The sequence below is a fragment of the Deinococcus roseus genome (assembly GCF_014646895.1).
GTDB lineage: Bacteria > Deinococcota > Deinococci > Deinococcales > Deinococcaceae > Deinococcus_C > Deinococcus_C roseus.
Window position 1 is genome coordinate 82,865 of the sequence record NZ_BMOD01000006.1, and the last position, 12,798, is coordinate 95,662.

Consider the following 12,798-nt stretch of genomic DNA (forward strand, 5'->3'; position numbering starts at 1 on the left):
GCTACAATAACTTCACCATCCAGTCGGGCATGGTGTCCAGGAAGAACCGGCTCAGTTCGGTGAATTTTCCGGTGAGGATCAGGATGCCCAGCAGCACCAGAATGCCTCCCCCCACTTTTTCAATGTAGGGGGTGTATTTGTTGAGGTGCCGCACGTTGATGCGCTGCCAGAACAGGGCTGCTGCCAGAAAAGGCAGGGCCAGTCCGAGGGCGTACATGCTCAGGAGCAGCACCCCGGTTTTCAGGCTGCCCTGCTGGGTGGCCAGGGTCAGAATGCCGCCCAGCACAGGACCGATGCAGGGACTCCAGCCCAGGGCAAAGGCCGCCCCCAGCACCACCGGGCCGTACTGGCTGGCCTGTCCCAGACCCATGCGGTAATCGCCCATCAGGGCCGGAATGCGGATCACGCCCAGCATCACCAATCCGAAAAACAGGATCAGGCTGCCACTCAGCGGATTGAGCCACATCTTGTTGGTCACCAGAAATTGCCCGATCAGGCTGGCCCCGGCCCCCAGCATGATGAACACCAGCGAGAACCCCAGCACAAAGCCCAGTGCACGTTTGAATGGGGCCTGTCCTCCGCCCAGCACACTCAGGTAAGAGGGAAGCAACGGAAGCACACAGGGAGAAAGAAAGGAAACCAGCCCTCCAAAAAGGGCCACGCCGAGACTGGTGGTGGGTTCTGCCATGCGTTCCTATTGTACGGTCTGAAGGCCCAGACGCTCAGGGATAGAGGTCCCATTTGGCTCCCACACGCCCACCACCACACCATCTTCAATGAGCAGCAGGGTCGGATAAGTTGTGACTTTGAGGGTGCGAGAATACTGGGTGGCTGCTTCCCCCTGCAGGAGCAGGGTTTCTTTTGGAGCAGGACTGGGGATGCCCTCTGCATTGACGGCCAGCACAGGCAATTTGAAGGACAGCACTTCTTTCCACAAATCGGTCAGGTCGCCACAATCGTGGCTGTAGAGTGCCACCAGATAACGCCCTGACAGCGGCTGGGTGAGCTTCACTTCAGGAGCAGGATTTCCCAGTTTGGGGGTGGCATGACCAAAGCCCAGCAGCCCCAGCATCAGGCAGCCAAGCACCCCAAAAAGGCGTTTCATTGAAGGAATCCTGTGTCATCCCCGGAAACCCGACGCAGTTTCACGCGGTCAGGAGGGGTGAATTCATCTGCCAGTTTTCCGGTGCGGGTGTCAATGGCCACCACACTGGTGCTGTAATCCTGGGGCAGGCTTTGCACGCTGGTGTAGACCGGAGCCTGGGGTTCGCTGTCTGGTCGGACGGCACGGGTGGCCCGTTCGGTCACAAATGCAGCTTTGTACCCGTCCACGGTCTTGTAGGTGATGCCGTCAGGCTGGGCGAAAGTCACTGGAGGTTTCCCGGAAAGGTACCCCGCCATCATGTTCTGCCAGATGGGCGGGTTGACCGTCCCTGAGTAGAAGTTGGCAGGCATGCCGCCTCCTTCCTGTTTCCCGACCCACACGGCTCCAACAGCCACCGGGGTGACTCCCACAAACCACAGGTCTTTCTGCTCGTTGGTGGTTCCGGTTTTCCCCCCCACCTGCCAGCCGGGAATCCTGGCTTTGAAGGCCAGGTTGCCCTGCTCTGGGCTCAGGTCATTGACCACCCCCTGGATCATGTCCAGGCCCACGTAAGCCACCTGGGGACTGAACACCCGGCGTTTTTCGGGACGGTCACGCCAGCTGTCAAAGAGGGTCTGGCCGTTCTGGGCTTCCACCCGCCGGATGTAGCTGGGCCTGTACCAGATGCCTCCATTCACAAAAGTGGCGTAAGCAGCAGCCATCTTCAGGGGACTGGTTTCCAGCGTCCCGATGGCCAGACTGAGGCCCACATCATCAGGGGCATTGAGGTCCATGGTGCGCAACTTGCTCATGAAGTTGTTGAGGCCCACCTTCTTGGCGAGTTTTAAGGTGGGAATGTTCAGACTGTGATCCAGCGACCACCGCAGGGTCAGGTCCTTGTAAGAGTATTTCCCCCCGAAGTTTTGCGGTTTGTAGTTGCCGAAATCGGTGGGCTCGTCAAACTCGGTGTGGGACTGCGGAATGCCCTGCTCAATGCCAGTGGTGTACAGCAGGGGTTTGATGCTGGAGCCCACCTGCCGTGCCCCTTGCGCTGCATTGTTCCACTCTGAGGGGGCTTGACTGGGTTTGAGTTTCTGACCCACCATGGCCAGCACCTCTCCGGTGTAAGGGTCCAGAATCACCATGCCCAGGGTGGCTCCAGGGGGAACCTGGGCTTCGATGCTGGCTTTTTCTGCACTGACCTGGGCTTTGGGGTCCAGGGTGGTGTAGACGTTCAGGCCGCCCGAACCGTACACCTTTTCCCGCCCGAATTTGGCAATCAGTTCGCGCTCCACCTGCTGCAGGAAGTGTGGAGCACGCTCGGTCACCACGGAAGGGAGGTTTTTGGCTTTTTCATTGACCAGCCTGGCTTCCAGAACGTTGCCTTTGTTGTCGTATTTGACTTTCCAGCCTCTGGGTTGCAATTTTTCCTGCCAGGCAGCATCGCGCTCCTGGGGGGTGATCCAGCCATCTTCCACCATGTCGTCCAGCAGGCTTCGCATCAGGCCACGGATTTCCTTGTAATGGAAGTAGCGGGCAGGTTGCGGAATCAGACGGGTCAGGTAAACGCTTTCTGCCAGGGTCAGGTCTCTGGGCAACTTGCCCAGGTAGGCCCTGGCGGCACCATGCACCCCCAGGATGTCCACGGGACCCCCACGCCCCCAGTAAATCACGTTGAGGTAGTGGTTCAGCACCTCTTCCTTGGTGAAGGAGCGCTCCACCTGAATGCTGAGCACCCACTCCTGAATTTTGCGCTGCAAGCCTCCGGGTTCGGTGCGTTTGTCGGCCAGGTTGGAGAGCAGGGTGTTCTTGACCACCTGGTTGGTGAGGGTGGAACCCCCTTCCAGGCGCTGTCCTTTCACAATTTTGTAGACCCCACGCAGGATGCCCAGCACATCCACCCCATAGTGCTCAAAAAAGCGGCGGTCTTCGGAGGTGATCACCGAAGCCTGCATGTAGGGGCTCACCTGATCGAGGTCCACCAGGGTGCGGTTGATGTGGCCTCCGTTGCTCATGGTGGGGCTCAGGATGCCCACCAGACTGCCATCCCGGGCATACACCTTGGTGGTGCTGCCCAGCGTCAGGGAATCCAGCTCACGGTAGTCCGGGAGGTGGCGCAACCAGTACACCACAAAAGGGCTGAGGATCCCCAGACCCACCAGCATCACACTGAAAATCAAGGCAAAAAGTGCACGGAAAAATTTCATTCCGGTTTCCTCTGGCGGCAAAAACTCACGCCCTCCATTAAAGCATGCTGCACGTGAAAGCATGTGAGGAACCTGATCCCTGCAAACACATGCCATGAAAACGCAAAGAAACGCAAAGAGAGGACCCACAGGTCCTCCCGCTGCAAATCTGATGTTATGGGTTCAGGGTTCGGGTTCAAAGCCCTGGGCGGTGCCTTCGATGATGCTTCTGACCCGGGTGCGCAGGTTCTTGCCGCTGAGGGGCTTGTAGATGATGCCGTCTGCACGGGCCAGTTTGGCTTCCCGCTGGGTCTGCTGGTCGTCCATGGCGGTGAGAAGGATCACTGGAACACCCTTGAGGCGCGAGACACGCTTGACCCGGCTGCATATCTCCAGACCGCTGATGTCTGGCATGCGCACGTCGAGCAGAATGGCGTCCGGGGTGTTGTTCTTGAGGTATTCCAGGGTCTCACGACCATCGCTGACGCTGATCACTTCGTGACCATCAGCGGACAAGATCATCTCAAGCATGGTGCGAATGCTGGTTTCGTCGTCTGCAACTAGGATCTTGTAGCTTTTCATGGGTCGCTGCCTCGAGATGGAAGTCTGACACTTACAGCCTAACACGCCACTGGTCTGGGGTGCCTGTTCTGGAGCTCACAGTTCTGTTTTCACTGCTGACTGCTAAGCATCATGGTAGACCTTTCTTCAGAGGCATGCAAGTTCAGCTGTTTTGTGGAGCCTCCTGGCTTTCCGCAAGCGCCCGGCGCAGGATTTTCCCCACGGCAGTCTTGGGAAGCTCGGTTCTGAACTCGATTTCGCGGGGGACTTTGTAAGGGCTCAGCTCTTTCCGGCAGTATTGCTTCAGTTCTTCAGGGCTGATGGATTTGCCCATCTTGAGCACCACCACAGCCTTGACCGCTTCACCCCGGTAAGGATCAGGCACGCCCAATACAGCAGCTTCCTGAATGTCCGGGTGGGTGTAAAGCACCTCTTCCACTTCTCTGGGATACACGTTGAAGCCGCCCGTGATGATCACGTCTTTTTTGCGGTCCACAATGCGGAAATAACCGTCCGGGTCCATGGTGGCCATGTCTCCGGTGAACAGCCAGGTCTGACCATCCAGCACCTTCAGGACCTGCTGGCTCTCAATAGGTCTTTCCCAGTACCCCAGCATGATGTTGGGACCAGAGACAATCAGTTCCCCGATTTCTCCCGGAGGAAGCTCTTTGCCGTTTTCATCCGCCACACGGGCATCCACTCCAGGCAGGGGCACCCCGATGGAGCCTTCCCGGTGCTCTCCATACACAGGGTTCACGTGCGTCACCGGGCTGGTTTCGGTGAGGCCGTAGCCTTCCACCAGGTTGGCCCCCTGGGTGATGCGCTGGAAGGTGCGCGCGGTTTCCACGGGAAGCGCTGCACTGCCGGAAATGCAGGCCTTGATGCTGGTCAGGTCGTGTTTGGGGGTGTCCGGGTGGTTGTTGATGGCGTTGTAGAGGGTGGGCACCCCTGGAAAGATGCTGGGCTTCATGCGGTCAATGGTCTTCAAAACCATGGGTATGTCGCGGGGGTTGGGAATCAGGGCAATGGTGGCCCCGATGGCAATGGAGAGGTTCATGCTCGCGGTCATGCCATACACGTGGAAGTAAGGAATGGCCCCCAGTGAGACCTCTTTGCCTTCCTGCAAATCTGGAAGCCAGGATTTGGCCTGGATGCAGTTGGCCACCAGGTTGCGGTGGGTCAGCATGGCCCCTTTGGGGGTTCCGGTGGTGCCTCCGGTGTACTGCAGGAGGGCCACATCTTCGGGTTTGAGGTCCACGGGCTGCACATTGTGGTTGTGGTGTTTCAGCAGGTCCGGGAATTTCTTGACTTTCTCGGTGGGTTTGACCTCGACCCATGATTTCTTTTTCTTTTCCAGCATGGGAAAGATCATGTTTTTGGGAAAAGGAAGGGCATCTGCAATGGTGGTGACGATCACCCGTTTCACCGGAGATTGCCCTTCAATTTCCTGGTAGCGGGGAAAGAAGCTGTTGAGGATCACCAGGGTTTCTGAGCCGCTGTCCTGAAGCTGGTGCTGCAGTTCACGGGCCACATACAGTGGGCTGGTGTTCACCACAATGGCTCCAGCCAGGCTGGCCCCGAAGAAGGCCACCAGTTGCTGTGGGCAGTTGGGCAGCATGATGGCTACCCGATCTCCCTTTTTGACCCCCCAGGATTGCAGGGAGTGGGCAAAGCGCCGGGCCTGTTCCAGCAGCTGTTCATAGGTCAGGGTGTAGCCAATGAAATGGACGGCCACCCGTTTGGGGTATTTCTGGGCAGACTGGATGAGGAGGTCGTGCAACAGCATGGAGGGAATCTCCACACCGTGGGGCACACCCTTTTCGTAATGGGCAAACCAGGGTTTTTGGGTCATGGGGGAACCTCGTGCTCTCTTTTTGTACCAGGTATACGTTTGAACCAAGTATAGCGAGTTTGCGGGAACCTGTACAGTTCCCTGGAAAGGAAGGTGCTCCCGTTCTGTCCAAAAAGATCGGTGTTCTGGGCTTTCAGACAGAAGACAGCCTGGCAAGCACAACGATGGTCTGTACACAAATTATGACAGAATTGCTGAAAACAGATTGCAAAAAACACACAGCAAAAATCAGCTTGCAAAAAACAGCAGGAAAGGACCTGACATGACCCCACCAGACAGCATCAAAATCCCGGCCAGCATGCACAGCATGGCATTGACAGGCAGAGGAGGCCCTGAAAACCTGCGATCCACCCGACTTCCCCTTCCGGAACTTCATCCCGGACAGGTGCTCATTCGGGTGCAGGCCGTGGCTTTAAATCATCTGGATGTGTGGGTCAGAAAAGGGGTGGCCAGCCCAAAACTTCCCCTCCCACACCTTCTGGGCTCTGACATTGCAGGAGAGGTGGTGGCTGTGGGAGCAGGGGTGCAGGATGTGCCCATTGGCAGCAAAGTGATGCTGAACCCTGGCGTGTCCTGCGGCCACTGTGAACGCTGCCTTTCCGGGCATGACAACCTGTGCCACCACTACCAGATTCTGGGAGAGCACCGCTGGGGAGGGTACGCACAGTACATTGCTGTTCCCAGGGCCAACGTCTTGCAGATGCCTGCAGGCATGGACCCCATCGCGGCGGCCTCTGTTCCCCTGGCAGCCCTGACCGCATATCAGATGGTCTTTGAGCGTGCCCGGATCCAACCCTGGGAAACCGCTGTGGTGCTGGCTGCAGCCAGTGGGGTCAGTGTCAACCTGATCCAGTTCTGCAAACTGGCCGGGGCCAGGGTCATTGCTGTGGCAAGCACACCAGAAAAACGCGCCCTGGCCCTCAAACTGGGTGCAGACGAGGTGCTTTCTGCACACGACGATCAGGTGCAGGCCATCAAGGGACTGACCCAGGGTGAAGGTGCAGAGGTGGTCTTTGACCACACTGGAGCCGACAACTGGCAACACAGCCTGAAAAGCCTGAAATGGGGAGGCCGGCTGGTCACCTGCGGGGCCAGCAGCGGCACCGAGGCCATGACCCCCCTCAACTGGGTGTTTTTCAAACAACTCAGCATCCTGGGCTCCACCATGGGTTCCAAAGCAGATTTATACAGGATCCTGCAGTTTTTGCAGGAAGGCAAATTGCAGCCGGTGGTGGGCCATGTGCTCACGCTGGACCGGGCCAGAGAAGCCCACCAGTTGCTGGAAGCCCGGCAGGTGCTGGGAAAGGTGGTTTTGAAGGTGGAATAAAACCCATCACCAGAACGGCTTGCCGTTGTAATACAGCCTGGGCACCTTCACCCATTCCTGAGGCATAAGGGCCTGTCCTGGTCCAGCGGTGATGCTGAGAGAGTACAGCAGATCACGCAATTCTCGGGCCTGTTCCTTGCTGCGGTTCCGGTAAGCCTGCTCTTGCATCACCATGGCCCAGACCACGCCCCTCAAGGGATAAACCTGCACTTCATTCACGGGCGGCAGGGGCTGGAAAGGACCTGCAAAGGGTTCTTCCTCAGGGTTGGCTGCATACCCATATCCCAGGTTCTCGGGACCCAGGTCCAGATCCCAGCTTTTCAGCTTTGCCGTGCGCAGCCCTTCCGGCAAATTTTCTGGCACAAAGATGCTGAAGGTTCCCGTCTGGCCCATGGCTTTTTGTTGTTCTTGCAGGGTTTTGACCTTTAACGTGCTTTCGGCCTGCCAGTTGCTTTTCATGCCAATTTTTTTGAACCTGGCATTGATGCCCATGCAAGTCTGGGACAGCACCCAGCTTGCAGAATTGGGTTCCAGCCTCACCACACTGAAAATGGGCAGCCTGGGCAAATCTGGTCTGAGCGAGGACCATTCCAGAATGCGACCTGAAAAAACATCACAGACCTCCTCCAGCGTGAGGGTCAGGTCCACGGGCAGGTTGTAGGCCACCACCACTGGAAAGACCGACACCGGATAAAACAGGGCCTTGCCTGCACCTTTCGGGGTTTTCATGGGGGTGCGCACCAGAGCCACATCGGCCCGTCCTGAAAAGACCTCTTTCTGGGCGTCCAGTGCACCCATGGACACGTATTCTGCTGTTCCAGCCCAGGGTTTCAGTCCAGCCACCCGCAAAGCGAATGCGCTGGTGGACATCAGGCACACCAGCGCAAGGATTTTCAGCATTCTGTTCAGCACAGGGTTCAACAAGGGGTTCAGCACCTCATTGGGCATTCGAAGATTCGTGCCTGTGCCCCGTCACCCAGTATTCCAGGCGTTCTGCAATGTTCTCGATGTGGTCCCCGAAGCGCTCTAAAGAGCGTCCGACCCGCATCAGGGTCATGGCCTTGGTGATGGTGCGGGGGTCTTCGATCATGTAGGTGACCAGTTCGCGCTGGGTCTGCTCGTAGAGTTCATCCACCTCGTTGTCCATTTCCAGCACCTGCTGGGAGATGCTGAGGTCACGGTTCTGGATGGCCTTCTGAATCAGTTCCAGCATCTGGTCCAGCCTGGAGATCATCTGGGCCAGATTGACGTATTTCTTGAGGGGAGGCTCCTGGGCCAGGATGGCTCCATCTTCGGCCACGTGCACGGCGTAATCGCCCATGCGCTCAATGTCCGAGAGGTTTTTCATGAAGGTGCCCACCAGACGCAAATCGCGGGCGACCGGTGATTGCAGGGCAATCAGCTTCAGGCATTGTTCTTCAATCTGGGTTTCCAGCTGGTCAATTTCTTTGTCGGCTGCAGTGACCACCGGGAGCAAATCGGTCTGGCGGTCCACCAGCACGTCGTGGGCCTGGGTGAGCATCACCCGCACTTTGGCCAGCATGGTTAAGGTTCCGGTGACCACCTGCTGCAACTGGGCTTCAAACGTATCGCGCATACACCCTCCAATGCCTCGATTATACGGGCTGTCAAAAAAGGATGCCGGTACCTTACAGCGGTACAGACACCCTGAACTCGTTGCCACTGAACGGTTGTGTGGGGTCTTTCCTGTAACGCCCTTCTGCCACCCCTCCCCAGGATTCTGCAATGGAACGGATGATGTAAAGGCCCATTCCACTGCCATACCCTTTGGCGCTGGGGCCACGCTGGTGGGGTTTGAAAATCACCTCGTAGTCCTGCAAAGCCTGTCCCTCGTCCAGCACACTGATCCAGACCTGTTTTTCTTCGGGGGTGGCTTTCAGCACGATGGTTCCAGGGTTGGGGCCGTAACGGATGGCGTTTTCGGCCAGATTGAGCACCACCTGCAAAAGCTTGTCTGCGTCGGCATGCAGCAGGGTGTTTTCTCCTTCCACCAGCAAAGTGACTTTGTTGCGGGAGAGTTCAGGCTGCAGAAGTTTTTCTGCCCGTCCGGTCACATCTTTAAAGGACACATCCCGCAGGTTGCTGACCCGGAAACCCACGGTCATGTCTTCCACCAGACGGGTGAGGCGCCGGGTTTCCAGCAGACCCTGAGACACAAAATTGTCCCGCATTTCTTCAGGAAGGTCGTATTGCAGGGCTTCCAGCACCCCCATGATGCCTGCCACCGGGGTGCGAAACTCATGGGACAGGATGGCCATCACTTCCCGCAGTTCGCGCTGGGCCTGGTTTTTCTCGGTGATGTCCTCGCAGATCAGGGCACCAGGGGTGCTGCGGCACAGCAGTTCCCGGCCTCCGATCAGGAGTTCGAGCTCACCGCCTTTTTCCACCAGTTCATCCAGGGTGTGCCTCCTGAGCACCTCAATGATGCGCCTGCCTTTTGCAGTGTGGTTTTCCACGTGCCACAACTCACGGGCGGCCCGGTTCAGGAACAGCACCTTGCCCTGGTCGTGCAGGATGATGGCCTGGGGCAAGGCGTCCAGCACCCTTTGTTCGTCAGAGGCCCTGTGCATGACCACCATTGTGCCTCAATCCTGTTTCAGGCACTCGCATGCTGGCGCATGCGGTACCCCTTGCCCCGCACGGTTTCAATGAAACGGGGCTCGTGCAGGTCTTCTTTGAGGTGCGACCTGAGCTGGGTGATGTGCTGGTCCACGGTGCGTTCTCCGCCCAGAAAATCCGGTCCCCACACCTTGTCCAGCAAATCCCCCCTGGAATACACCCGTCCGGGGTTCTGGGCCAGGAAAGCCAGCAAATCAAATTCACGGCGGGTGAGTTCCAGACGCTGGCCTTCCAGCAACACCTCGGCAGCATCCAGATCGATGGTGAGCTGGCCATTGAGCAGTTTGCCCCCGGCTTGCTGGGTGTTCAATCTGCGCAGGATGGCCCGCACCCGTGCCACCAGTTCTGCAGCAGAGAAAGGTTTGGTCAGGTAATCGTCTGCACCGGATTCCAGTCCCTCCACCCGGTCCACTTCAGAAGCACGGGCAGTGAGCATCAGGATGGGCAGGTGTTTCAGATCAGGGTTCTGGCGGATGCGCCTGAGCACACTGATGCCCGGCTCCTGGGGCAGCATCCAGTCCAGGATCAAGAGGTCCGCCTTGGCAAGTGCGTTCCAGGCGGGATTGGGCTCACTGAAGCTGGTGACACTCAGCCCCGCCCGCTCCAGGTGGAATTGCACCACATCCCGCACGGTCCGTTCGTCTTCAATCAGCACAATGTTTGTCATCTCTTTGTATTCTTCTCTTCAACGTCAAGGCTGTGTCAGGAAGTCCGCAGGTGGCTGGGTTTCAGGAAAGAAAGGGGTTTCTGAGGCGCTCCAGCCCAATGGTGGTTTTGTCTCCGTGCCCTGAAAGCACCACGGTTTCATCTGCCAGGGTCAGCAGCTCACCCCGAATTTTCTCCAGCAGCAAGGCGTGGTTGCCTCCGGGCAAATCCGTGCGCCCGATGCTGCCCTTGAAAAGGGTGTCTCCAGCCAGCACAAAACCACTTCCCACAAACACCACATGTCCCGGAGCATGACCGGGCACGAAGCGCACCTCCAGCTGGATGGCTCCGGCTTCAATGACCTGTCCATGATGCAGGCTGGCATCCGGGGCAGCAGGTTGCTCCAGCGGCAGGTTCCAGCGGGCAGCAGAGAGGGCTGCATTCTGGAAGATGGTCAGGTCTGCGTCATGCAGGTGCACCGGAATCTTCAGGGCCTCCCGGATGGGTTGCACCGCTCCAATGTGATCAAAGTGCGCATGGGTCAGCAAAATGGCCCTGACATTCAGGGCTTTTTCCTGAACGACCGCCAGAATTTCGGGGGCATCTGCGCCTGGATCGATCAGAAAAGCATTGGAGAGGGCGTCATGAACCAGGTAGGCATTTTCCTGCAAAGGCCCGGTCACAAACCACTCGATGGTCAGGTCATCAAATTTCAGCGAGGAGATCCACATATGCCTGTTATATCATCGTGTTAGGATCAGACAAACATTATGAAACTTGCTTTCGTCACGGATGTTCACGCCAACCTGCCCGCACTCAGGGCAGTGTTTTCTGACATCCAGAAAGAGGGCTGCAAGCAGATCTACTGCCTGGGGGATGTGATCGGGATTGGACCGTACCCCAGAGAAACCGTGGAACTGTTGCTGGCCACCCCCAACATCCGTTTCATCATGGGCAACCACGACCAGTGGTACGCGCTGGGCCTGGAAAACCGTCCCATGTGGATGAGCGTTGGAGAGTACATCCACACCCGCTGGGCGCACCGGCAACTGACCCCGGCCTACAAGGGCATCATGTCCCGCTGGGAATACCAGCGCCATGAAGTGCAAGAAGGGGTGAGGATCAGCATGATCCATTACCCCCTGCGCGAAGAAAAAGACGGCCTGGGGAATCCCAGGTTCAAAAAATTCATTGGGCATCCCACACCAGAAGTGCTGGATGAACTGTTTCAGGACATTCTGCAAGAGCACCATCCTGATGTGCTGTTTTACGGGCACCACCACCCGTTTTCTGATCTGCAGGGCAAGGCCAGATACCTCAATCCTGGCTCTCTGGGCTGCCACACCGAGCCCGTTGCCAATTACACCCTGCTGGAAGTGCAAGAAGGCAAGTATCAGGTGACCCACAAGCGCATTCCCTACGACCAGACCGGGCTTTTTGAAGCCTATGAAGCCAGACAGGTGCCTTCCAAGGAATTCATTTACAGGGCGTTTTTTCTGGGCCAGTTTGACCGCAAAGAGTGACCTTGCCCTGAACCCTGGCGTTCAGACACCCCAAATCGAAGGGTGCTGACAAACCGTTAGACTGGAAGCATGCAGAACAAATCCATGCGTAAAATCTTCATGGTTGCAGGAGCAGTGGCCATCATTGTGCTTGGCCTGTTTTTTCTGATCTCAGGAGACAACACAGGCTGGTTGATCGTGGGTGCTGGTGTTGTGGAACTGGTCATGTTGCCCATCATCCTCAAGAAGATGGAAGACATGAACCGCTGACCAGCAAGCATGTTCGATTGTGTGATGAATTGCCGTCAAAAAGCAAGTCATCTTGCGGTTTTTTTCTCCTGAAGTCAAACTGTTGAGAAAACCAAGGCTTTCTTTTGTTTTTCTTTTTCTGAAACTGAATTTTCTTAATTCATATCTCAGGGTCTTTCACTCAATGAAGGCGCACATGCAGAAAAATAAGAGGCATGAAAAAGATGCTTGCTCTGATTTTACCTGCAGCCCTGGTGGGTTGCACCCTGTCCAGTGATTTGCGCCTTGTCCTCACCAACCAGAATGCCAAAACCGAGTTCTACACCACCGAGTTTGCGCCAGTGGGCAACAAGGTTCCGGTGGCCTGTGAGAACCTCAATGGTGTGCCCACCTCCACCCAGGTCACCATTGGCTTCAACTACACGGGCAACTTCAAAGAAGCCCACATCGTGCTTTCTGATCCTGCATCCAACAACTACAACAGCGGTGAAGTGACTTTTGCCAAGGACAGCGAGAACCTGGGTTTTGACAAGGGTTACTACAATGCCCTGTTCAGCCTGAACAGCATCAAGCCTGTGCCCACCAAGTATGCCAGTGCACGTGCTCCCAGAGAAGTGGTGGTGGGCAGTGCTGCCAAGGTGGGCTCCTTCAACGGGCTGGTGTGGGCCTACTCTGACACGGGAAGCCGCACCCCGGATGCCCGCACCAACCAGATCGACGTTTACGAGAACTGCACCCTGAAATAACCATAA

Annotated in this window: 14 protein-coding genes; 4 read left to right on the top strand and 10 right to left on the bottom strand. The window is 57.0% G+C overall.

Features of this window, described 5'->3' with window-relative positions; all coding sequences use genetic code 11:
* Position 1: 1 nt before the first annotated feature.
* From IEY52_RS10320 to IEY52_RS10340, 5 genes are all read right to left on the bottom strand, one after another.
* On the bottom strand, positions 2 to 688 hold the full coding sequence (locus IEY52_RS10320; RefSeq protein ID WP_189002603.1) for a cytochrome c biogenesis CcdA family protein: 687 nt from the start codon (positions 686 to 688) through the stop codon (positions 2 to 4).
* Between the two features lie 6 nt (positions 689 to 694).
* Complete coding sequence (locus IEY52_RS10325) at positions 695 to 1,105, bottom strand: penicillin-binding protein (protein WP_189002604.1); 411 nt, start codon at positions 1,103 to 1,105, stop codon at positions 695 to 697.
* Positions 1,102 to 3,291, bottom strand: a complete 2,190-nt coding sequence (locus tag IEY52_RS10330) for a transglycosylase domain-containing protein (RefSeq protein ID WP_189002605.1) — start codon at positions 3,289 to 3,291, stop codon at positions 1,102 to 1,104. The genes IEY52_RS10325 and IEY52_RS10330 overlap by 4 nt, the downstream gene beginning before the upstream one ends.
* Before the next feature lie 162 nt (positions 3,292 to 3,453).
* Entirely contained in the window at positions 3,454 to 3,852 is a 399-nt protein-coding gene (locus tag IEY52_RS10335; RefSeq protein ID WP_189002606.1) for a response regulator, read from the bottom strand.
* A gap of 142 nt (positions 3,853 to 3,994) precedes the next feature.
* A complete protein-coding gene (locus tag IEY52_RS10340; RefSeq protein ID WP_189002607.1) occupies positions 3,995 to 5,683 on the bottom strand; it encodes a long-chain-fatty-acid--CoA ligase in 1,689 nt (562 codons plus the stop codon).
* Positions 5,684 to 5,945: 262 nt separating this feature from the next.
* Between IEY52_RS10340 and IEY52_RS10345 the strand changes: the two genes are divergently transcribed.
* On the top strand, positions 5,946 to 7,010 hold the full coding sequence (locus tag IEY52_RS10345) for a zinc-binding dehydrogenase (protein ID WP_229684720.1): 1,065 nt from the start codon (positions 5,946 to 5,948) through the stop codon (positions 7,008 to 7,010).
* 6 nt (positions 7,011 to 7,016) lie between these two features.
* On the opposite strand, the gene IEY52_RS10350 is transcribed toward IEY52_RS10345, so the two are convergent.
* The 5 genes from IEY52_RS10350 to IEY52_RS10370 form a co-directional block, all read right to left on the bottom strand.
* Positions 7,017 to 7,910 carry a substrate-binding domain-containing protein gene (locus IEY52_RS10350; protein ID WP_189002608.1) on the bottom strand — a complete coding sequence of 298 codons (894 nt, stop codon included), beginning with the start codon at positions 7,908 to 7,910 and terminating at the stop codon, positions 7,017 to 7,019.
* A gap of 37 nt (positions 7,911 to 7,947) precedes the next feature.
* Complete coding sequence (phoU, locus tag IEY52_RS10355) at positions 7,948 to 8,607, bottom strand: phosphate signaling complex protein PhoU (RefSeq protein WP_189002609.1); 660 nt, start codon at positions 8,605 to 8,607, stop codon at positions 7,948 to 7,950.
* Positions 8,608 to 8,659: 52 nt separating this feature from the next.
* On the bottom strand, positions 8,660 to 9,601 hold the full coding sequence (locus tag IEY52_RS10360) for a sensor histidine kinase (RefSeq protein ID WP_189002610.1): 942 nt from the start codon (positions 9,599 to 9,601) through the stop codon (positions 8,660 to 8,662).
* A 26-nt stretch (positions 9,602 to 9,627) separates the two neighbouring features.
* Positions 9,628 to 10,317, bottom strand: coding sequence for a winged helix-turn-helix domain-containing protein (locus IEY52_RS10365; protein ID WP_189002611.1), 690 nt, complete (start codon positions 10,315 to 10,317; stop codon positions 9,628 to 9,630).
* Between the two features lie 61 nt (positions 10,318 to 10,378).
* A complete protein-coding gene (locus IEY52_RS10370; RefSeq protein WP_189002612.1) occupies positions 10,379 to 11,026 on the bottom strand; it encodes an MBL fold metallo-hydrolase in 648 nt (215 codons plus the stop codon).
* Positions 11,027 to 11,065: 39 nt separating this feature from the next.
* Here IEY52_RS10370 and IEY52_RS10375 point away from each other — a divergent pair, with 39 nt between their 5' ends.
* The 3 genes from IEY52_RS10375 to IEY52_RS10385 all read left to right on the top strand — a co-directional run bounded on the left by IEY52_RS10375 (position 11,066) and on the right by IEY52_RS10385 (position 12,792).
* Positions 11,066 to 11,818, top strand: coding sequence for a metallophosphoesterase family protein (locus tag IEY52_RS10375; protein WP_189002613.1), 753 nt, complete (start codon positions 11,066 to 11,068; stop codon positions 11,816 to 11,818).
* Between the two features lie 69 nt (positions 11,819 to 11,887).
* Positions 11,888 to 12,067, top strand: a complete 180-nt coding sequence (locus tag IEY52_RS10380; RefSeq protein WP_189002614.1) for a hypothetical protein — start codon at positions 11,888 to 11,890, stop codon at positions 12,065 to 12,067.
* A gap of 194 nt (positions 12,068 to 12,261) precedes the next feature.
* Entirely contained in the window at positions 12,262 to 12,792 is a 531-nt protein-coding gene (locus IEY52_RS10385) for a hypothetical protein (RefSeq protein WP_189002615.1), read from the top strand.
* Positions 12,793 to 12,798: the final 6 nt, after the last annotated feature.